The following is a 21,915-nucleotide window of genomic DNA, read 5'->3' on the forward strand; positions in this document are numbered from 1 at the left end:
CCCGACTATCGCGTTGGCGGGTGTGCCGGGTGGATTGGCGTTAGCATCGACGAAAAAGCGTCCTGCCGAGCCATTCGCCTGCGTCCGACGTGTACTGTTCAGCTTCCATATCGTGGAGATCAGTTGATGATTTACGAAGGTAAAGCCATCACGGTTAAAGCTCTTGAAAGTGGCATCGTCGAATTGAAATTCGACCTCAAGGGTGAGTCCGTCAACAAGTTCAACCGTCTAACCCTGAACGAACTGCGTCAGGCCGTAGACACCATCAAGGCAGATGCTTCGATCAAGGGCGTGATCGTCAGCAGTGGCAAGGACGTGTTCATCGTCGGCGCCGACATCACCGAATTTGTCGACAACTTCAAGCTGCCGGATGCCGAGCTGGTTGCTGGCAATCTCGAAGCCAACAAGATCTTCAGCGATTTCGAAGACCTCAACGTCCCAACCGTAGTGGCCATCAATGGCATCGCCCTGGGCGGCGGTCTGGAAATGTGCCTGGCGGCTGACTATCGCGTCATGTCGACCAAAGCCAAGATCGGCCTGCCGGAAGTCAAGCTGGGCATCTACCCAGGCTTCGGTGGCACCGTGCGTCTGCCGCGCTTGATCGGTGTCGATAACGCCATCGAGTGGATTGCCTCCGGTAAGGAAAACCGCCCTGAAGACGCCCTGAAAGTCAGCGCCGTCGACGCCGTGGTTGCTCCTGAAAAACTGCAGGAAGCTGCCCTTGAACTGATCAAGCGCGCCATCTCCGGCGAGTTCGATTTCAAGGCCAAGCGTCAGCCGAAACTTGAAAAACTCAAACTGAACGCCATTGAACAGATGATGGCTTTCGAAACCGCCAAAGGTTTCGTTGCCGGTCAGGCTGGCCCGAACTACCCGGCGCCGGTTGAAGCGATCAAGACCATCCAGAAAGCCGCGAACTTCGGTCGTGACAAGGCGCTGGAAGTCGAAGCTGCCGGTTTCGTCAAACTGGCCAAGACCTCTGCCGCGCAGAGCTTGATCGGTCTGTTCCTGAACGATCAGGAGCTGAAGAAAAAGGCCAAGGCCTACGACGAAATCGCCAAAGACGTGAAGCAGGCCGCTGTACTCGGCGCTGGCATCATGGGTGGTGGTATCGCTTATCAGTCGGCCTCCAAAGGTACGCCGATCCTGATGAAGGACATCAACGAGCACGGCATCGAGCAGGGTCTGGCTGAAGCCGCCAAACTGCTGGTTGGCCGCGTTGATAAAGGTCGCATGACCGCTGCGAAAATGGCTGAAGTGCTCAACGCCATTCGTCCGACCCTGTCCTACGGCGACTTCGGTCACGTCGATCTGGTTGTCGAAGCAGTGGTCGAGAACCCGAAGGTCAAGCAAGCCGTACTGGCTGAAGTCGAAGGTCAGGTCAAAGAGGACACCATCCTCGCGTCCAACACCTCGACCATTTCCATCAGCCTGCTGGCCAAGGCCCTCAAGCGTCCGGAAAACTTCGTCGGCATGCACTTCTTCAACCCGGTGCACATGATGCCGCTGGTGGAAGTGATCCGTGGCGAGAAGTCCAGCGAGCTGGCTGTTGCCACCACCGTTGCCTACGCCAAGAAAATGGGCAAGAACCCGATCGTCGTCAACGACTGCCCGGGCTTCCTCGTTAACCGCGTGCTGTTCCCGTACTTCGGCGGTTTCGCCAAGCTGGTCAGCGCCGGTGTCGACTTCGTCCGTATCGACAAGGTCATGGAAAAATTCGGCTGGCCGATGGGCCCGGCTTACCTGATGGACGTGGTCGGTATCGACACCGGTCACCATGGTCGTGACGTCATGGCTGAAGGTTTCCCGGATCGCATGAAGGATGACCGCCGTTCGGCCATCGACGTGCTGTACGAAGCCAAGCGCCTGGGTCAGAAAAACGGCAAGGGCTTCTACGCCTACGAGGCCGACAAGAAAGGCAAGCAGAAGAAAGTCGCCGACCCTTCGGTGCTGGAAGTGCTCAAGCCGATCGTTTACGAGCAGCGCGAAGTCACTGACGAAGACATCATCAACTGGATGATGATCCCGCTGTGCCTGGAAACCGTGCGTTGCCTGGAAGACGGCATCGTTGAAACTGCCGCCGAAGCCGACATGGGTCTGGTCTACGGTATCGGTTTCCCTCCATTCCGTGGCGGTGCGCTGCGCTACATCGATTCGATCGGTGTTGCCGAGTTCGTTGCCCTGGCTGACCAGTACGCTGATTTGGGCGCGCTGTACCACCCGACCGCGAAGCTGCGCGAAATGGCCAAAAACGGCCAGAGCTTCTTCGGTTAAGCGCCCCCAACTAGAGTGAGAGTGAACTTATGAGCTTGAATCCTAGAGACGTCGTGATTGTCGACTTCGGTCGTACTCCGATGGGCCGCTCCAAGGGCGGCATGCACCGCAACACCCGCGCCGAAGACATGTCGGCGCACCTGATCAGCAAGTTGCTGGAACGCAACGCCAAGGTCGATCCTGCAGAAGTCGAGGACGTGATCTGGGGCTGCGTCAACCAGACCCTGGAGCAGGGCTGGAACATCGCGCGCATGGCTTCGCTGATGACCCAGATCCCGCACACCTCGGCCGGTCAGACTGTTAGCCGTCTGTGCGGCTCGTCGATGAGTGCGCTGCACACCGCTGCGCAAGCAATCATGACCGGCAACGGTGACGTGTTCGTGGTTGGCGGCGTCGAGCATATGGGCCACGTGAGCATGATGCACGGTGTCGATCCGAACCCGCACATGTCGCTGTACGCGGCGAAAGCCTCGGGCATGATGGGCCTGACCGCTGAAATGCTCGGCAAAATGCACGGCATCACTCGCGAGCAACAGGACGCTTTCGGCGTGCGTTCCCACCAGTTGGCCCACAAGGCCACCGTGGAAGGCAAGTTCAAAGATGAAATCATCCCGATGCAGGGCTATGACGAGAACGGTTTCCTGAAACTGTTCGACTACGACGAAACCATTCGTCCGGAAACCACCCTGGAAAGTCTGGCGGCCCTCAAGCCGGCCTTTAATCCAAAGGGCGGCACCGTGACTGCCGGTACTTCGTCGCAGATCACCGATGGTGCTTCGTGCATGATCGTGATGTCGGCGCAGCGTGCGCAGGACCTGGGTATCCAGCCAATGGCGGTTATCCGTTCGATGGCAGTAGCGGGTGTGGATCCGGCAATCATGGGCTATGGTCCAGTTCCGGCGACACAAAAAGCCCTGAAGCGTGCGGGCCTTGGCATCAACGATATCGACTTCTTCGAGCTCAACGAAGCTTTCGCCGCACAGGCCCTGCCAGTGCTGAAAGATCTGAAAGTACTCGACAAGATGAACGAGAAGGTTAACCTGCACGGCGGCGCGATCGCCCTGGGTCACCCGTTCGGTTGCTCCGGTGCCCGTATTTCCGGCACTTTGCTGAACGTGATGAAGCAGAATAGCGGCACCTTCGGGGTGGCCACTATGTGCATTGGTCTCGGCCAAGGCATCTCCACCGTCTTCGAACGCGTTTAAGCGTCTCGTCGATGGAAGCCGGGGCCAAGTGCCCCGGTTTTTGTTTTTGTGGATTTATTTTATTTTTATTTTTGAAAAAATTTGAGTGAGGGCCGAAGCATGCCGATACAACCTGGGCTCTACCAACATTACAAAGGTCCGCAGTACCGCGTATTCAGTGTTGCGCGGCATTCCGAGACCGAAGAAGAAGTGGTCTTTTACCAAGCCCTGTATGGCGATTACGGCTTTTGGGTACGCCCTCTGAGCATGTTTCTCGAGTCAGTCGAGGTTGACGGCGAGCAGGTGCCACGCTTTGCTTTGGTGCAAGCCGAACCGAGCCTTTTTTCCAAGGCATGAGGCGAGTGCGCACAGAACCCTGTGCTTGACCTCACCTTGTATCAACTATATATAGCGGTGCCGCGTCAGGCGCCAACCGCCTTTCACTTCTAGAATTCAGGAATTTTCTGATCCATGGGCAAATCGCTGGTCATTGTGGAATCCCCGGCTAAGGCCAAGACCATCAACAAGTATCTGGGTAACCAATACGTGGTGAAGTCGAGTATCGGCCATATCCGAGACCTGCCCACCAGCGGTTCGGCTAGCGCCAGCAAAGAGCCAGCCGCCAAGCGCGGCAAGGCTGCTGCGGGCGAAGGTCCGGTGCTCTCGCCGAAAGAGAAAGCGCGCAAGCAGCTGGTCTCGCGTATGGGTGTCGATCCCGATCATGGCTGGAAAGCCCAGTACGAGATCCTTCCGGGTAAAGAGAAGGTCATCGAAGAGTTGCGCCGGCTCGCCAAAGATGCTGACACCATCTATCTCGCAACCGACTTGGATCGCGAGGGGGAAGCCATTGCCTGGCACCTGCGCGAAGCCATCGGTGGTGACGACAGCCGCTACAAGCGTGTGGTGTTCAACGAAATCACCAAGAAAGCGATTCAGGAAGCTTTCTCGGAACCGGGTGAGCTGGACATCGATCGTGTCAACGCTCAACAGGCGCGTCGCTTCCTCGACCGCGTTGTTGGTTACATGGTCTCGCCGCTGCTGTGGGCGAAGATCGCTCGTGGCTTGTCCGCCGGTCGCGTGCAATCGGTTGCCGTGAAGCTGGTGGTCGAGCGTGAACGTGAAATTCGCGCGTTCAACCCGGAAGAGTACTGGGAAGTGCATGCCGATCTCGGCACCACCAAAGGCTCCACCGTGCGTTTCGAAGTGGCTCGCGAAAAAGGCGAAGCGTTCAAGCCGCTCAACGAAGCTCAGGCCATGGCTGCGCTGGAGAAACTCAAGTCTTCCAGCTACAGCATCGTCAAGCGCGAAGACAAACCGACCAGCAGCAAGCCGTCGGCGCCGTTCATCACGTCGACTCTGCAGCAGGCTGCGAGCAATCGCCTGGGCTTCGGCGTGAAGAAAACCATGATGATGGCCCAGCGTCTGTACGAAGCCGGCTACATCACTTATATGCGTACCGACTCGACCAACCTCTCGGCTGATGCCGTGACGATGGCGCGTACTTACATCGAAGACGAGTTCGGCAAGAAGTACCTGCCGGAAACGCCGAACGTCTACAGCAGCAAGGAAGGCGCACAAGAGGCTCACGAAGCGATTCGTCCTTCTGATGCCAACACCACGCCAAGCAAGCTGGCGGGTATGGAGCGTGACGCTGAGCGTCTCTACGAGCTGATCTGGCGCCAGTTCCTCGCTTGCCAGATGCTGCCGGCGCAATACTTGTCGACCACCGTTAGCGTAGGCGCTGGTGACTTCGAGCTGCGCGCCAAGGGCCGTATTCTCAAGTTTGACGGTTACACCCGCGTCATGCCGCAGATTGCCAAACCGGGTGATGACGACGTTCTGCCTGATATGGCGCAGGGCGACGTGATGAAGCTGATCAAGCTCGATCCATCGCAGCACTTCACCAAACCGCCGGCCCGCTACTCGGAAGCCAGTCTGGTTAAAGAAATGGAAAAGCGCGGTATCGGTCGTCCTTCGACTTACGCTGCGATCATTTCGACCATTCAGGATCGCGGTTACGTGACTTTGCACAACCGTCGTTTCTACTCGGAAAAGATGGGCGACATTGTCACCGAGCGTCTGTCGGAAAGCTTCTCGAACCTCATGGACTACGGCTTCACCGCAGGCATGGAAGAGAACCTCGATGACGTGGCGCAGGGCGAGCGCGACTGGAAAAACGTACTGGACGAGTTCTACGGCGACTTCAAAAAGAAACTCGAAGTAGCCGAAAACCCGGACAGCGGCATGCGTGCCAACCAGCCGGTCATGACCGACATTCCGTGCACGACTTGCGGTCGTCCGATGCAGATTCGTACCGCGTCGACAGGCGTTTTCCTCGGTTGTTCAGGCTACAGCCTGCCGCCGAAAGAACGCTGCAAGGCCACCGTCAACCTGGTGCCGGGCGATGAAATCGCTGCGGACGACGAGGGTGAGTCGGAATCGCTGGTACTGCGTGGCAAGCACCGCTGCCCGATCTGCAGCACGGCGATGGACGCGTACCTGCTCGACGAAAAACGCAAGCTGCACATCTGCGGTAACAACCCGGATTGCGCAGGCTATGAAATCGAAGAGGGCAGCTATCGCATCAAGGGCTACGAAGGTCCGAGCCTGGAATGCGACAAGTGCGGCAGCGAGATGCAACTCAAGACCGGGCGTTTCGGCAAGTTCTTCGGTTGCACCAACCCGACCTGCAAGAACACCCGCAAACTGCTTAAGAGCGGTGATGCGGCGCCGCCGAAGATGGACCCGGTGAAGATGCCTGAGCTGAAATGCGAAAAGGTCAACGACACCTACATCCTGCGTGACGGTGCGTCCGGTCTGTTCCTGGCTGCCAGTCAGTTCCCGAAAAACCGTGAGACCCGTGCTCCGCTGGTGATCGAGATTCTGCCGCACAAGGACGAGATCGATCCGAAGTACCACTTCCTCTGCGACGCTCCACAGAAAGATCCTGATGGTCTGCCGGCGGTGATTCGCTACAGCCGCAAGACCAAGGAGCAATACGTACAGACCGAAGTCGATGGCAAGCCTACCGGTTGGAAGGCGTACTTCGACGGCGGCAAGTGGACGGTTGAAGACAAGCGTACGAAGGCCAAAGCTGAGTAAGCGTTAGCCTGATACTGAAAGGCCGCATGATGACCCCTCCGGGTTTTCATGCGGCCTTTTTGTTTTGTGCTTGCGGTGGGATCGGCTGATCCACGACACTGTCCGGCCTGTGTGAAGCAAATATTTCGTTGTGGAGAGCGCCGTCATGGCTCACGAACTCTATACCCGCACCAACCAGAAGATCTATTTCGCCGGACTGTCGCTCGAAGCTCTGGCTCGCGCCGAAGAGGGGCGAGCGATGAATTCGCTGGCGTTGATTCAGGCGGGGCGTGAATCGGCGTTGTTTCACCTTTACGGCGCTTTGCTCGGTCTCTGTCACGAGATCGCTGGTTTCTATCGTCTGCCGCAGGCCAATGCACCACGCGCCGAGATGCTGCTGACACGTGAAGTCCTGGAGTCGATCGCGATTCCCGAGTTGGCCGAGATGGTCGAACTCGCGGGAAACTCTGAAACCTGGCTGGCAAAACTGCTGGCTGCGCATTCGGCGCTGTTCCAGCCGCCACGGGTGCCACACAAGCCCAAAGGGGACGTGACTCAGCCGCTAATTCAGGCGATTAATCTGGATGAAGAAGCGCCAGAAGAGTTGAGTCGAGAGGAGCTGGAGAGCTGGCGGCAAAATCTGAAAGGCTTGGCGATTCGCTTTCGCGAAGGCTTGAACGAGTGCTGAGGGTGATTGACACGGTGGCAATCTGAAACATGCTGCTGGTCAAGATCCCGAGCGAAGCCTGAATGATGTCTATATAATCCCTGCCTTTCGTGGAGAACAGACCTATATGCCAACGTCCTTTCTAGAAATTGTCGAGTTACCAGACGGCCGAATCGAACTGCGCAGGGCTGAGGACGAGGGTTCTCTGGTGACGCTGGATTTCTCCGACGATGCCAAGGCGTTCCTTCAAGGTCAGCATGTAGAAATCGCCAAGGCGATGCTAAGCGTCGGCGTGCAGATGGCCGGTCGTATGGTCGAAGGCGAGTTTGATAAGGAAGAGGGGCCGCGGGTTCTTCATTGATCCGCGCCTTTGCTTTTTAACGTTACCGCTTCAGATCGGCTTCTCTGTCCCTGGAGAAGCCCTGCGCTTCACACAGCGCGTAATAGCAACCCTCAACCCAAACGAATATTCAGGCTTTGAGCTTCGCCCGTGCGTGCGGCGCTGATCAGTTGTTGCCGCGAGTGGGTGTTTAGCGGGTTGAGCCAGGTGACCACAGTGTGGCTGCGCCCCAATCGCAGAGCTTCGCACGCCAGTTGCTGGGCGCTTTGAGCACCCCGTGGTTGCAGTAGCAGAATACGTTCGCGGTTCAGGCCGGCATCCCGCAGCCAGGTTTGAGTCAGGCTGGCAGGTGGTGCGATCAATGTAAGCCAGCGTGCGTCCTGATCTTCGCTGAGTTCGCGAAGAATCGGGGCGAGCAGGTTCAGGCAGTTCCCGGCCGCACCACGCAGTGACAGCTCACTGAATACTTCGGGTTCGGCATTCCAGGGGCGTTCGACCACGTCTTTCAGGATCGGCGCCATCGGTTGCGCCAGAAACGCTTCGAATAAAGGCAGTTGTGTTTGCTGAGGGGTGTGTGGGAACTGCATAAAGCCTCCTTTAGCGGCGGATTACGCCGACACTCAAGCCTTCGATCACCAGTTCCTGATCTTTCAGGTCGACTTCGATAGGGGCGAACTCGGGGTTTTCGGCAATCAGCCAGACCTTGCTACCTTCACGCTTGAAACGTTTGACCGTCACTTCGTCGCCGATACGGGCAACGACGACCTGGCCATTACGTGCTTCGCGGGTGGTGTGCACGGCAAGAAGGTCACCGTCGAAAATACCGATGTCCTTCATGCTCATGCCGTGTACGCGCAGCAGGTAGTCGGCGCGCGGATGAAAGAAGGCCGGGTTGATGTTGCAGGATTCTTCGATGTGCTGCTGGGCGAGGATCGGCGCGCCGGCAGCGACCCGGCCAATGATTGGCAGGGTAGAGTCGTCGGCCTTGGCTTCAAAGCCGGGTATGCGAATACCGCGAGAAGCGCCCGGTGTCATCTCGATGGCGCCTTTTCGGGCCAGTGCCTTGAGATGTTCTTCAGCCGCGTTCGGCGACTTGAAGCCCAGTTCCTGAGCGATTTCCGCACGGGTCGGCGGATAGCCGTTGTCTTCGAGGCAGCGTTTGATAAAGGCCAGAATCTCGGCTTGGCGTGGCGTCAGCTTTAGCATATTGATCGCTCTGTCTTTTTATACAGTGACTGGGATTATATACAGTGAAGCGTCCTTGGCAATGCCCGTTTTTTTGCAGGCCGCCAGACGGTCGGCATTCGTGCTTATTAATGAGTTGGGCTTGTGTGGTTAAATACCTGACCGACCATTCCCAAAACGAACCGGCAGGCTTGACAAGGCACAGGCTGAAACGTATGTTTCAAACAAGTGTTTGTCAGGCGGAGTAGCCATGGCCCAGTCGGAAACCGTTGAACGCATTCTTGATGCTGCCGAGCAGTTGTTCGCGGAGAAAGGTTTCGCCGAAACCTCATTGCGTTTGATCACCAGCAAGGCCGGCGTCAACCTGGCAGCGGTGAACTATCACTTCGGCTCGAAAAAAGCGCTGATTCAAGCGGTTTTCTCACGCTTCCTCGGGCCGTTCTGCATCAGCCTCGACAAAGAGCTGGAGCGGCGTCAGGCCAAGCCTGAAAACAAGCCGACGCTTGAAGAGCTGCTCGAAATCCTCGTCGAGCAGGCCCTTGTGGTGCAACCACGCAGCGGCAACGACCTGTCGATCTTCATGCGCCTGCTCGGCCTCGCGTTCAGCCAGAGCCAGGGCCACTTGCGCCGTTATCTGGAAGACATGTACGGCAAGGTGTTTCGTCGCTACATGCTGCTGGTCAACGAAGCCGCGCCACGCATTCCGCCGATCGAGCTGTTCTGGCGCGTGCACTTCATGCTCGGCGCCGCGGCGTTCAGCATGTCTGGCATCAAGGCATTGCGCGCAATTGCCGAGACCGATTTCGGCGTCAACACCTCCATTGAGCAAGTGATGCGTCTGATGGTGCCGTTCCTCGCTGCGGGCATGCGTGCCGAAACCGGCGTCACTGACGCCGCGATGGCCACCGCGCAACTGCGTCCGCGCAGCAAATCAACGCCGGTCGCCGCCAAGGTTTAACCGCGCACGGGTGGGCGCGGCAGCTTGTATCCGCTAAGCTAGCCGCCCATGCCGACTCTCGTTCTGAACCAGAAATCCATAGAAATTGCCGACCTGCCGAGCATTGCTCAGGGTAGCGATTTGCTGCGGATCGGGTTTTTCGTTTTCAAGGAATCTCTATGACTGCTGGCCTGCAAGGCTCGTTGATGGTGGACGTCGCCGGTACCTGGCTGACGGCCGAAGATCGCCAATTGTTGCGTCAGCCCGAAGTGGGCGGCCTGATCATTTTCGCGCGCAACATTGAGCATCCGCGTCAGGTGCGTGAGCTGAGTGCGTCGATTCGCGCAATTCGTCCGGATCTGTTGCTGGCGGTTGATCAGGAGGGCGGTCGCGTGCAGCGTCTGCGTCAGGGCTTCGTGCGCCTGCCGGCCATGCGTGCCATCGCCGACAATCCGAACGCCGAATACCTCGCCGAGCAATGCGGCTGGATCATGGCCACTGAAGTGCTGGCGGTCGGTCTCGACCTGAGTTTCGCCCCGGTGCTGGATCTGGATTACCAGCGCAGCGCTGTTGTCGGCACCCGTTCATTTGAGGGCGATCCGGAGCGCGCCGCAGTGCTTGCCGGAGCGTTCATTCGCGGCATGAACAGCGCGGGCATGGCGGCCACCGGCAAGCACTTCCCCGGCCATGGCTGGGCCGAAGCCGATTCCCACGTGGCGATCCCGAACGACGAGCGCAGCCTGGACGAGATCCGCGCCAACGATCTCGTGCCCTTCGCCAGACTCAGCAAACAACTGGCTGCTGTGATGCCGGCCCACGTTATCTATCCGCAAGTCGACTCGCAGCCTGCCGGCTTCTCCCGGCGCTGGTTGCAGGACATCCTGCGCGGCGAATTGCAGTTCGACGGTGTGATCTTCAGCGACGACCTGTCGATGGCCGGCGCCCACGTGGTTGGCGATGCCGCCAGTCGTATTGAGGCCGCACTCACGGCCGGTTGCGACATGGGGCTGGTGTGCAACGACCGCGCTGCTGCAGAGCTCGCTTTGAGCGCCGCGCAACGCATGAAGGTCAAGCCATCGGCCCGAATTGCCCGTATGCGCGGCCAGGCGTTCGCCAGCACCGACTACCGTCAGGATCCGCGCTGGCTCACCGCCATTGGCGCCCTCAAAGATGCTCAACTGATCGATTAAGGATTTTCGCTATGACGGTTTACGCAATCATCGGTGGCACCGGCCTGACCCAGCTCGAAGGCTTGACCATTCGCCAATCACTGGCGGTGGACACTCCTTACGGCGCGCCATCGGCCGACGTGCAGATCGGCGAATACGCCGGCAAGGAAGTGCTGTTCCTCGCCCGTCACGGCCATCCGCATCGTTTCCCGCCGCACAAGGTCAACTACCGCGCCAACCTGTGGGCGCTGAAGCAGGCCGGTGCCGAAGCGATCATCGCGGTGAACGCCGTGGGCGGGATCCACTCGGCCATGGGCACCGGGCATTTCTGCGTGCCACATCAGATCGTCGACTACACCAGCGGCCGCGAGCACACCTTTTTCGCCGATGATCTGGAGCACGTCACCCACATCGACTTCAGCTTTCCCTACAGCGAGCCGTTGCGCCAGCAATTGATCGCCGCGGTGGCCGCCGAAGGTTGCGAGTACAGCGATCAGGGCGTTTACGCCTGCACCCAGGGCCCGCGTCTGGAAACGGTTGCCGAGATCGTGCGTCTGGAGCGCGATGGCTGTGACATCGTTGGCATGACCGGCATGCCGGAAGCGGCGCTGGCGCGTGAGCTGGATCTGGATTACGCCTGTCTGGCGCTGGTGGTGAACCCGGCGGCGGGCAAGACCACCGAAGTGATCACCATGGCCGAGATCGAGCAGGCGTTGCATGACGGCATGGGCAAGGTGAAGTCGGCGTTGGCCCGGGTGTTGGCCGGCTAAGGACTGCCCATGAGCATTCTCATCGAACGGCTCAAGTCGTTGGCCTGGACTCAGGCATTCAGTAGCAAGGCGCTGGCCAAGGCTCGCGCTTATGCCGCCGATGACCGGGTAGAGATCATCGAGATCGAAGACAGAAAGATCGAGGCGTTCTGTGTCGGTTCGGAAGATCAGGCGTATGAACAAACCATTTACCTGTCCGAAGATCGCCTGGGTTCCGTCTACTTGCGTTGCCTGTGCACCTGTCCTGTCTCAATCGACTGCAAACACTGCGCTGCGGTGCTCTATCACCTGCAGGGCAGTGATCATGAAGCGTCCGAAAGTGACGCACAGACCCAGTTGGGGCGGGCGCTGGAACATTGGCTTTCGACCATTCCCGTGCCGGCCAAGCCCGCCGAAGAAGGCGCGCAAACCGCAGGCACGCGCCTGTTTTACAAGCTCAAGCCAACGTCAGTGAGCGGCAAGTGGCTGCTCGATATTTTCAAGGTCTCCCAGCTCAAGAACGGCGAGTTGCGCGAAGTCAAACCGATGTATTCGCTGGCGGAAATGCTCATGCGTCAGCCCGGCTATCTGTCCGAGCTGGATCTGCGCGTCGCCAGGCTGCTGGTTGCCATGCACTCCCACCACGCCTATTACAGCGGCTATCCGCTGGAAGGCAGCAGCGGCGCCGAACTGCTGGAAATGCTCTTGCGCACCTCGCGGCTGTTCCTCGATTTCGAGGATCTGCGACCGTTGGTGCCGGGCGCGAAGCGCATCGGCCAGTTCGCCTGGGCGGAGCAGGCCGACGGCGGTTTCCGTGCGCAGTGGAGCAGTGCCGAGGCGGCGCAGGAAACCGTGCTGGCGCTGGAGCCGCTTTATTACCTGGATCGTGAACAGCGGCAGATTGGCCCTCTGTTCAATGAACTGGAAGAAAAACTGGCCAGTCATTTGACTCTGGCGCCGGAGATTCCGGCGCGTCAGGCCATGCAGTTCAGCCATCGCATGAGCGCGGCAACGAGAATCCCGCCGCCCCACCAACTGACCGAACGAATCATCGACGACGTACTACCGCAGCCACAACTGACCCTCGTCAGCGGTCGGGAGCGCTCGCGCTGGGAATACGTTCTGGAGCACCGTGCCGCTCTGGTGTTTACCTACAACGGCCAGCCGACGGTGGATCGCAACCCGGAAGTGATGATCCTCAACGGTACCGAAACCCAGCGCATTCAACGCCAGCCTGCGGTGGAAAAGAAACTGCGTCAGATCCTGCAAAAGTTCGGCTTCAAGAAAGCCACGCGCAAGAGTTCGCTGGATCGTCCCGGCGAGATGTTCACGTTGCCGGATGATTCCGCCTGGCTCGGGTTTATGCACGAAGGGCTTGCCACGTTGCGCGCCTCGAACTGGGAAGTCGAGATGAGTCCCGGCTTTCATTTCAATGTGCAACCGGTTGAGCATTGGTACGCCGAGGTCGAAGAAGAGGCTGGGCATCAGTGGTTTGATTTGCAGTTGGGTATTGTCGTCAATGGCCAGCGCTACAGTTTGCTACCGATCCTTCTGCACTTGTTGCGCACCCAGCCGCGCTTGCTTGACCCGGTCAATCTTGCACAACGCAGCGATGACGAAAAACTCCTGATCGAACTCAAGCCCAGCGGTTTTGGCGACCCTTCGGGCGCCAAGGTCGCGCTGCCGCTGAGTCGGGTCAAACCGCTGATGGTCACGCTGGGCGAGTTGTACCTGGGCGGTCATCAGGGCGATGCCCTGCGCTTGAGTGTCCCGGATGCCGCGCGCTTGAGTATGCTCGATGGCGTGCCGCTGGATTGGCAGGGTGGCGAGCGGCTGCGCACCTTCGCCAAGCGCTTGCAGAATTCCAGTCACACTCAGGTCGCTGCGCCGGCCGGCCTTAACGCGCAACTGCGCCCATATCAGCTCGAAGGCCTGAACTGGATGCAGACCCTGCGCGAGCTTGAGGTCGGCGGCATTCTGGGCGATGACATGGGGCTGGGCAAAACGCTGCAGACCTTGGCGCATCTGCTCACGGAAAAACACGCCGGTCGCCTTGATTGTCCGGCTCTGGCGGTGATGCCGACCAGCCTGATTCCCAACTGGCTCGACGAGGCCGAGCGTTTCACCCCCCAGCTGAAAGTATTGGCGCTGCACGGCTCGGGGCGGCAAAAGGATTTCGCTGATCTGGCTGAGTACGATCTGGTACTGACCACTTACGCGTTGCTGCCGAGGGATCTCGAGGTTCTACAGCCACAGCTGTGGAGCGTGCTGATTCTCGACGAAGCGCAGAACATCAAGAACCCGCTCAGCAAAGCCGCACAGGCCGTGCGCGATTTGCAGGCCCGCCAGCGCTTGTGCCTGAGCGGCACGCCATTGGAAAACCACTTGGGCGAGCTTTGGTCGCAGTTTCATTTCCTCATGCCCGGTTGGCTCGGCGACAGCAAGTCCTTCAATCGCGATTACCGCACGCCGATCGAGAAGCACGGCAATGTTCAGCGCATGCAGCACCTGACCGCGCGCATCAAGCCGTTTTTGTTGCGCCGTAAAAAGGATCAGGTGGCCACCGAACTGCCGCCGAAAACCGAAATTGTCCATTGGGTCGATCTCAGCGACGGCCAGCGGGATGTCTATGAAACGGTTCGCGTGGCGATGGACAAAAAAGTCCGCGACGAAATTGCCCGCAGTGGCGTGGCACGCAGTCAGATCATCATTCTGGATGCCTTGCTCAAGCTGCGGCAGGTCTGTTGCGACCTGCGCCTGATCAACATGCCGCTGACAGCGAAGGCGCTGCGCTCCGGCAGTGGCAAGTTGCTCAGCCTGATGGAGATGCTCGAAGAGTTGCTCGGCGAAGGTCGAAGAATCCTGCTGTTTTCGCAGTTCACCTCGATGCTCGCCTTGATCGAGCAAGAATTGCAGCAACGTGACATTGCCTATTCACTGCTGACCGGGGACACCACGGATCGGCGCACACCGGTGAAGGATTTTCAGGGCGGCAAGGTGCCGCTGTTTCTCATCAGTCTCAAAGCGGGCGGTACCGGTTTGAACCTGACCGCTGCGGACACGGTGATTCACTTCGACCCTTGGTGGAACCCGGCGGTGGAGAACCAGGCCACAGATCGTGCGTATCGAATCGGGCAAAACAACCCGGTGTTCGTTTACAAGCTGATTGCTCGTGGCACGGTAGAGGAAAAAATACAGGCGTTGCAGCAGGAGAAAGCGGCGTTGGCCGGGGCGGTGCTTGAGGGCGGGACGACAGGTGGCTGGAAGCTGGAGCAGAGTGACATTGAGGCGCTGTTTGCACCGTTGCCGGTTTCCAAGGATTGAGCCTGGGTTTTAACCGTTATACCGAGGTGAGCCATTCGCGAGCAGGCTCGCTCCCACACTGGATCTGTGGCATTCACCAATCCAGTGTTCACAGGGATCTTGTGAATCACAGAAATCTAATGTGGGAGCGAGCCTGCTCGCGAAAGCTATCTAACAGGCGACGCAGATATCAACGCTTGTCGGACTTATCCGGCAATGGCGCAAACAGCGCCTCGATATCATCACTCTGCAACTTCCAGTCCCCGGCCTTGCGCCCATCCAGCACGCCCGCTGCCAAGTCGGATTTTTCCTTTTGCAGGTGCTGAATCTTCTCTTCCACGGTGCCCCGGGCAATCATCTTGTAGACGAACACCGGTTTCTCCTGGCCGATCCGATAGGCACGATCCGTCGCCTGATTCTCGGTGGCCGGGTTCCACCACGGGTCGTAATGAATCACCGTGTCGGCCTCGGTCAGGTTCAACCCGACGCCGCCGGCCTTCAGGCTGATCAGAAAGATCTGACGCTTGCCGCTCTGGAATTCCCTCACAGGCGTGCGCCGATCCCGGGTCTGGCCGGTCAGTAGCGCGTAGGACACGTTACGTTTTTTCAGCTCTTCCTCGATCAACGACAGCATCGAAGTGAACTGCGAAAACAGCAGAATCCGCCGGCCTTCCTCGAACAACTCCTCGAGCATTTCCATCAAACTGTCGAGCTTGCCTGACGTGCTGCCGCGAGCGGGCAGGGTGGCGTCATTGACCAGGCGCAGATCGCAGCAGACCTGACGCAGTTTGAGCAGCGCCTCAAGAATGATGATCTGGCTGCGCGCCACGCCTTTGCGGGTGATCTCGTCGCGGACCTTCTTGTCCATCGCCAGGCGCATGGTTTCATATACATCGCGCTGCGCTTCGTTGAGATCGACCCAATGGATGATCTCGGTTTTCGGCGGCAACTCGGTCGCCACTTGTTCCTTGGTGCGGCGCAGCAGGAACGGTTTTATCCGACCGTTGAGGTGCTGAAGCCTGACTTCACTGCCGCGCTTTTCAATCGGCACGCGGTAATCGGCGTTGAAGCTTTTTACGTCGCCGAGCCAGCCCGGCAGCAGGAAGTGAAACAGCGACCACAGCTCGCCTAGGTGGTTTTCCAGCGGCGTGCCGCTCAGGCACAAGCGCTGACGCGCATTCAGCTCGCGCGCGGCTTGAGCGGCTTTGCTGTTCGGATTCTTGATGTACTGCGCTTCATCCAGCACCAGTACATGCAGCGGCTGTTTGGCCAGGCGTTCGACGTCTTTCGGCAGCAGCGCGTAGGTGGTGAGAATCAGGTCGAAGTCGGCCAGGTTATCGAAATGCTTTTTGCGAGTGGCGCCATACAGGGCAACCACTTTCAGTTGCGGGGTAAAGTGCGCCGCCTCATCGAGCCAGTTCGGAATCAGGCTGGTCGGCATCACCACCATGCACGGACGATCGAGGCGTCCGGCGTTTTTCTCGCTGAGAATATGCGCCAGTGTCTGTAGGGTTTTACCCAGGCCCATGTCATCCGCGAGAATCCCGCCGACTTCCAGTTGCCGCAGTGATTGCATCCAGCTTAAGCCTTCGAGCTGATAAGGCCGCAGCGTAGCATTCAAGCCTTCAGGCACCTCTGCGCTGAAATCACGAATATCGCGCAGGCGTTGGGCAAACGTGCGGATCTGCTCGCCGCCCTCCCACAGCAGTGGAAGGCCTTCCAGCGAATTCAGGCGGGTGGCGTCGGCCTTGCTCAGGCGCAGGGTGGTTTCGCCCGGCTCTTGCAAATAGAACTCGCCGAGCGTCATCAATACCGGCTTCAACCGGCCCAACGGCAAAGCCACTTGCAGCGGCCCATGCTCGCTGGTGCGTTGCGGGATGTTGACCAGAATCAGCTCGTCATCGCGGCGGCGTGCCAGGCGTTCCGGGTTGAGGATTTCCGCGTGCGAGCGCATCAGATTGAGCAAGATAGGCAACAGACTCAGGCGCTCACCATTGACGATGATCCCCAGTTCCAGATCAAACCAATCGCGTTCCGGCACCTGCTCGACGGTGGCGTACCAGTCATCCACAGCGGTCAGATCGAAGCCGAATTCCTCGTCGATCTGCAGCTCCCAGCCTTGGCTGCGCAGTTTCGGCAGGTCGTTGAGGGTGAATGTCAGCCAGGCGCTGTCATTGACCATCTCGTACAGTTCACCGGCGCTTTCCGGCAGGGCTTTGCTCTGGCGGGTGGCGATGCGAAAGCCGAGGATGCGCAACTGTTCGCGGTACGACTGCTCGACATCCGGATGGCGTTTGACGCGCAGCGTCTGGCTTTCCTGGCGAATCAGGATATCGCTGTTCTTCTGCCCGCTGACGTACTCGTCAAGGTAGCTGAACGAAAGCGCCGCGCGATGCTGAATGTAGCGCTGCATCTTGCCGTTGCGCGGTTCGAAGGCACTGAACTCGACACTGGCCAGCCATAGGCGTGGCAGTGGCTGCACATTGTCGACCAGCACTTGCGGTGGCGCCTTCGGGCTGCGGTTTTCCAGCACGGCTTGCAGCTTTTCCAAGAGTTCGGCGTCTTTGGCGGCGGCCGGGTAATCGAGGGTTTCCTGCACTTTCAGCAGCACCGCTGCGCAGTGTTTGCAGTTGCTGCGAACCGGGCACGTGCAACTGGCATCGACCAGCAGCAAGGTGCTTTTGGCGGATTCGCGTAGCTGGATGGTCTGGCGGTAAACGTTACCGCCAGAGCCTTCGCAACTGGCGGTGATGGTCGCATCGCCGACCTGGGCGATGCGTACCCGGTTTTCCAGGGCATAGCGGCGGCCACGCTCCAGGCTCTGTTCCTTGAATCGGCTGACCCAGGAGGGTGCCAACGGTTTACTCAGGGGCGGGGACATAAGGACTTCGATCAGTCCGGAATCGCTTCAGGCGCTTCCCGTGGCGCTGGCGCGGTCAGGGAAGTGATCTTGATCAGCAAGGCCAGATGGCCGTTGTCCAGGTAGTTGAGTTGGCCATTTTTGGTGTGGCTGTCCTGCTTCAGGCGCTCGCTGGCGGTGACCAGGCCATTGGCGTCGATCTGATTGACCCAGAAATCGGCGTTCACATCGGTGAAACGTCCCAGTTTCATTTCCAGCGTGCCCTCGATCGGGAATTGACCGAACTGCTCCTGACCGTCGCTGACCGCCACTTTTGCCGGTGCTTCGCCAAGGGTTTGCTGCCAGGCCTTGTGCATCAGCACGCTGTAGTCGCCGCTGGCGGTGAGTTTGCTGACAACGTCGTTCAACGCCGGTGTGCGTTTGCTGTCGTCGCTCAAACGCTGGGCGCCAGCGGCCCAGTCTTCCGGCGCGGCGCGGCTGACGATTGCCGGCACGGCGTTCTGGCGCACCAGTATCATTTCGACCTGATACAGGTCATCGGCGAAAGCCGAAGGGGCTACCAAAGCAAGTAGCAAAGTCACTGAGCGGAACAGGCGCATTGGGCGTCCTTCAAACAGATTTCGGGAGGAGGCGCTCAAACAGCGCCTCTACAGTATTAAAGCGCTCTTCCGGACGTTCCATCGGTACCTGGAATTTGAACATCGTCGCGCCTTCGAATTTGTAGCGTTTTGGCTGGCTCTGGATCAGCTTGATCAGCGTCATCGGGTCGACCGGCGTCTGCGCTTCGAACTCGATGCGCCCACCTTGCGGTCCGCCATCGACCTTCTTGATACCCAGTTGCTCAGCCTGCAATTTCAACGCCGTGATGCGCACCAGATTCTTCGTCGGTTCCGGTAACAAGCCGAAACGGTCGATCATCTCGACTTGCAGATCCTTCAAGCCTTCTTCGTCGGTGGCCGAAGCAATGCGCTTGTACAGAATCAGACGGGCGTGAACGTCCGGCAGATAGTCTTCCGGAATCAGCGCCGGCACTCGCAAGTTGACTTCCGGGCCACCGCCCAGCGGCTGATCGAGGTTTGGTTGTTCGCCCTTGCGGATCGACTTCACCGCACGTTCCAGCATCTCCATATACAACGTGAAGCCCACGGCCTGAATCTGTCCGCTTTGGCCATCGCCAAGCAGTTCGCCAGCGCCACGGATTTCCAGGTCGTTGGTCGCCAGGACGAAACCAGCACCGAGATCCTGAGTGTTGGCGATCGCTTCCAGACGCTTTTCCGCATCCGAGGTGATTTGCTGGCGCGGCGGCGTCAGCAGGTAGGCGTAAGCCTGGTGGTGACTACGGCCGACACGACCACGCAACTGGTGCAGTTGTGCCAGGCCGAACTTGTCGGCGCGCTCGATGATGATGGTGTTGGCGCTCGGCACGTCGATGCCGGTCTCGATGATGGTCGAGGCGATCAGCACGTTGAAGCGCTTGTGATAGAAGTCGCTCATCACCTGTTCGAGTTCGCGCTCGCGCATCTGTCCGTGACCAATGCCGATGCGGGCTTCCGGCACCAGTTCGGCGAGATCGGCGGCGCATTTCTCGATGGTTTTCACATCGTTGTGCAGGTAGTACACCTGACCGCCACGCAGCAGTTCGCGGAGCAGGGCCTCTTTGACCGTGCTCTTGTTCTGCTCCATGACGAAAGTGCGCACCGACAGGCGTCGTGCTGGCGGCGTGGCGATGATCGACAGGTCGCGCATGCCCGACACCGCCATGTTCAGCGTGCGCGGAATCGGTGTGGCGGTCAGCGTAAGAATGTCGACTTCACTGCGCAGGGCCTTGAGCTGTTCTTTCTGACGGACACCGAAACGGTGCTCTTCGTCGATGATCACCAGCCCGAGGTTTTTGATTTTCACATCGTCGGACAGCAGCTTGTGCGTGCCAATGACGATGTCGATTTTGCCTTCGGCCAGGTCGGCGATCGCCGCGTTCACTTCCTTGGCCGACTTGAAGCGGCTCATCACTTCCACGGTCACTGGCCAGTCGGCGAAGCGGTCGCGGAAGCTGTTGTAGTGCTGCTGGGCGAGCAGGGTGGTCGGCACCAGAATCGCCACCTGACGACCGCCGTGCACGGCGATGAATGCCGCACGCATGGCCACTTCGGTCTTGCCGAAACCAACGTCGCCGCAGACCAGGCGATCCATCGGTTTCGGCGCGAGCATGTCTTCGCGCACGGATTCGATGGTCGATTGCTGGTCAGGGGTTTCTTCGAACGGGAAACCGGCGCTGAACGTCGCATAATCGGCTTTCGGGTCGGCAAATGCGTAACCCTCGCGAGCGGCACGGCGGGCATAGATGTCGAGCAGTTCAGCGGCAACATCGCGCACCTGTTCGGCGGCTTTGCGCTTGGCCTTCTGCCAGGTTTCCGAGCCGAGACGGTGCAGCGGGGCCAGCGCATCGTCGCTGCCGGTGTAACGCGCGATCAGATGCAGGTTGGCTACGGGCACGTAAAGCTTGGCGTTCTCGGCGTATTCGAGGGTGAGGAATTCGGCCGCCTGATTGTCGATCTCCAGAATCGTCAGGCCCAGATAGCGGCCGACACCGTGATCGATGTGCACCACCGGCGCGCCTTCGCGCAGTTCGGTGAGGTTCTTGATCACCGCGTCATTGCTGACGTCGCTGCGTTTCTCGCGGCGACGACGTTGCATCACACGCTGACCGAACAGCGGACTTTCCGCGACGAGTGCCAGCGCCGGGTCATCCAGCATCAGGCCTTCGTCGAGCGGGGCAATGGTAATCGCCAGACGATCCTTGCTCGCGACGAAATCAGGCCAGTTGTCGACATTTTTCGGCCGCAGCTTCAGGCGCTCAAGCAATTCCAGCAGGACTTCACGACGGCCCGCGGATTCGGCGGTGAACAGCACGCGACCGGGGAACTCATCGAGGAACGCCGACAGCGCCGCCAGCGGTTGGGTGGCTTTGGCTTCGATCGCCAGATTCGGCAGAGCCTGCGCGGGGAAGCGCTCGCGGCCGACGCCGGTTTCGACGTCTTGTTGACTGGCAACCACACGTGGCCAGCTCTTCAAGCGAGCGAAACAATCTTCCACCGGCAGGAACAGTTCCGCTGGTGGCAATAAAGGACGCGATGGGTCGACGCGGCGCTCTTCATAACGATTGCGCACGTCGTTCCAGAAATTCTCCGCTGCTTGCTCGATGCCGGGCAGCGAGAACACTTGCGTGTCTTGCGGCAGGTAATCGAACAGGGTCGAGGTTTCGTCGAAAAACAGCGGCAGGTAATACTCGATCCCGGCCGGGGTGATGCCGCTGCTCAGATCCTGGAAGATCGGGCAGCGTCGGAAATCCACGTCGAAGCGCTCGCGGAAACGCGCCTTGAAGCGGGTGACCGCGTCTTTCTGTAGCGGGAACTCACGGGCCGGCAGCAGTTTGACCGATTCGACCTTGTCGATGGAGCGCTGGTTTTCCGGGTCGAAGGTGCGCAGGGTTTCGATTTCGTCATCGAACAGGTCGATGCGATACGGCAACTTGCTGCCCATCGGAAACAGGTCGATCAACGCACCGCGCACGGTGAACTCGCCGTGCTCATAAACCGTGTCGACGTAGCGATAGCCACTGGCTTCGAGCCGCGAGCGCATTTGCTCGACATCGAGTTTCTGTCCGACATCCAGCACCAGACTGCTGCCGAGCAGGAATTTGGTCGGCGCCAAGCGGTGCAACGCTGTGGTGATCGGCACCACCAGCACGCCATGCGCCAGTTCCGGCAGCCTATATAAGCTGGCGATGCGCTGGGAAATGATGTCTTGGTGCGGCGAGAACAGGTCGTACGGCAGGGTTTCCCAGTCAGGGAAATGCAGAACGGGCAAATCCGGGGCGAAGAAACTCAGCTCCTGTTCCAGTCGTTCAGCACTCTGGCTGTCGGCGGTCAGTAGCAGGGTGAAGCGCTTGGCAGCGCTGGCAGCCTCGGCAATCGCCAGGCTGAGGGCGGCACCGGGCAGATTGCCCCAATGCTGTTTACCTGCCTCGGCAGGGAGTAGCGGTAGACGCAGAACGGGCACGGAAGGTTGAGCTCCAGGCTTTGCGACAAAGTCGGTAATTGTAGCGGCGTCCGGTGCCGCCTGTCAGTTGCAGACTACGTCTATCTTCGATGTTTGCGCGAAATGTA

The 21,915-nt window shown here is 59.2% G+C and carries 15 protein-coding genes; 10 read left to right on the forward strand and 5 right to left on the reverse strand.

Annotated features, from left to right (window positions below):
* The first annotated feature begins 126 nt into the window (after positions 1–126).
* The 6 genes from fadB to H8F23_RS28100 all read left to right on the forward strand — a co-directional run bounded on the left by fadB (position 127) and on the right by H8F23_RS28100 (position 7,567).
* Positions 127–2,274 carry a fatty acid oxidation complex subunit alpha FadB gene (gene fadB, locus H8F23_RS28075; protein WP_093433666.1) on the forward strand — a complete coding sequence of 716 codons (2,148 nt, stop codon included), beginning with the start codon at positions 127–129 and terminating at the stop codon, positions 2,272–2,274.
* 29 nt (positions 2,275–2,303) lie between these two features.
* Entirely contained in the window at positions 2,304–3,479 is a 1,176-nt protein-coding gene (fadA, locus tag H8F23_RS28080; protein WP_007910465.1) for an acetyl-CoA C-acyltransferase FadA, read from the forward strand.
* 99 nt (positions 3,480–3,578) lie between these two features.
* Entirely contained in the window at positions 3,579–3,815 is a 237-nt protein-coding gene (locus H8F23_RS28085) for a DUF1653 domain-containing protein (protein ID WP_007910467.1), read from the forward strand.
* A gap of 114 nt (positions 3,816–3,929) precedes the next feature.
* Positions 3,930–6,560, forward strand: a complete 2,631-nt coding sequence (gene topA / locus H8F23_RS28090) for a type I DNA topoisomerase (RefSeq protein WP_093433668.1) — start codon at positions 3,930–3,932, stop codon at positions 6,558–6,560.
* 145 nt (positions 6,561–6,705) lie between these two features.
* Entirely contained in the window at positions 6,706–7,227 is a 522-nt protein-coding gene (locus tag H8F23_RS28095) for a DUF6586 family protein (protein WP_194936509.1), read from the forward strand.
* Between the two features lie 106 nt (positions 7,228–7,333).
* Positions 7,334–7,567: a hypothetical protein gene (locus tag H8F23_RS28100; protein WP_007910471.1), complete on the forward strand. Its 234-nt coding sequence runs from the start codon at positions 7,334–7,336 to the stop codon at positions 7,565–7,567.
* 92 nt (positions 7,568–7,659) lie between these two features.
* Here H8F23_RS28100 and sulA read toward each other — a convergent pair whose 3' ends face one another.
* Together sulA and lexA are read right to left on the reverse strand one after the other, a co-directional pair.
* Complete coding sequence (sulA, locus tag H8F23_RS28105; RefSeq protein ID WP_095050467.1) at positions 7,660–8,133, reverse strand: SOS-induced cell division inhibitor SulA; 474 nt, start codon at positions 8,131–8,133, stop codon at positions 7,660–7,662.
* A 10-nt stretch (positions 8,134–8,143) separates the two neighbouring features.
* The gene (lexA, locus tag H8F23_RS28110) at positions 8,144–8,752 is read right to left on the reverse strand and encodes a transcriptional repressor LexA (protein ID WP_003226590.1); all 609 of its coding nucleotides are present in this window, start codon (positions 8,750–8,752) and stop codon (positions 8,144–8,146) included.
* A gap of 229 nt (positions 8,753–8,981) precedes the next feature.
* Between lexA and H8F23_RS28115 the strand changes: the two genes are divergently transcribed.
* The 4 genes from H8F23_RS28115 to H8F23_RS28130 all read left to right on the forward strand — a co-directional run bounded on the left by H8F23_RS28115 (position 8,982) and on the right by H8F23_RS28130 (position 14,910).
* Positions 8,982–9,689 carry a TetR/AcrR family transcriptional regulator gene (locus tag H8F23_RS28115; RefSeq protein WP_007910473.1) on the forward strand — a complete coding sequence of 236 codons (708 nt, stop codon included), beginning with the start codon at positions 8,982–8,984 and terminating at the stop codon, positions 9,687–9,689.
* Between the two features lie 158 nt (positions 9,690–9,847).
* Positions 9,848–10,858 (forward strand): beta-N-acetylhexosaminidase, encoded by a 1,011-nt coding sequence (gene nagZ / locus H8F23_RS28120; protein ID WP_194936510.1) that lies wholly within the window; start codon positions 9,848–9,850, stop codon positions 10,856–10,858.
* 11 nt (positions 10,859–10,869) lie between these two features.
* A complete protein-coding gene (locus H8F23_RS28125; protein ID WP_007910483.1) occupies positions 10,870–11,607 on the forward strand; it encodes an S-methyl-5'-thioinosine phosphorylase in 738 nt (245 codons plus the stop codon).
* Positions 11,608–11,616: 9 nt separating this feature from the next.
* Positions 11,617–14,910 (forward strand): DEAD/DEAH box helicase, encoded by a 3,294-nt coding sequence (locus tag H8F23_RS28130; RefSeq protein WP_194936511.1) that lies wholly within the window; start codon positions 11,617–11,619, stop codon positions 14,908–14,910.
* A gap of 169 nt (positions 14,911–15,079) precedes the next feature.
* Here the strand turns inward: H8F23_RS28130 and H8F23_RS28135 are convergent, their stop codons facing one another.
* The 3 genes from H8F23_RS28135 to mfd are packed head-to-tail and all read right to left on the reverse strand — an operon-like array spanning position 15,080 to position 21,808.
* Positions 15,080–17,770 (reverse strand): DEAD/DEAH box helicase, encoded by a 2,691-nt coding sequence (locus H8F23_RS28135; RefSeq protein ID WP_194936512.1) that lies wholly within the window; start codon positions 17,768–17,770, stop codon positions 15,080–15,082.
* An 11-nt stretch (positions 17,771–17,781) separates the two neighbouring features.
* Positions 17,782–18,348, reverse strand: a complete 567-nt coding sequence (locus tag H8F23_RS28140) for a CsiV family protein (protein WP_093433687.1) — start codon at positions 18,346–18,348, stop codon at positions 17,782–17,784.
* A 10-nt stretch (positions 18,349–18,358) separates the two neighbouring features.
* Positions 18,359–21,808, reverse strand: coding sequence for a transcription-repair coupling factor (gene mfd, locus H8F23_RS28145; RefSeq protein ID WP_194936513.1), 3,450 nt, complete (start codon positions 21,806–21,808; stop codon positions 18,359–18,361).
* Between the last annotated feature and the right edge of the window lie 107 nt (positions 21,809–21,915).

Origin of the sequence: Pseudomonas neuropathica (assembly GCF_015461835.1) — a bacterium.
GTDB classification, from domain to species: domain Bacteria; phylum Pseudomonadota; class Gammaproteobacteria; order Pseudomonadales; family Pseudomonadaceae; genus Aquipseudomonas; species Aquipseudomonas neuropathica.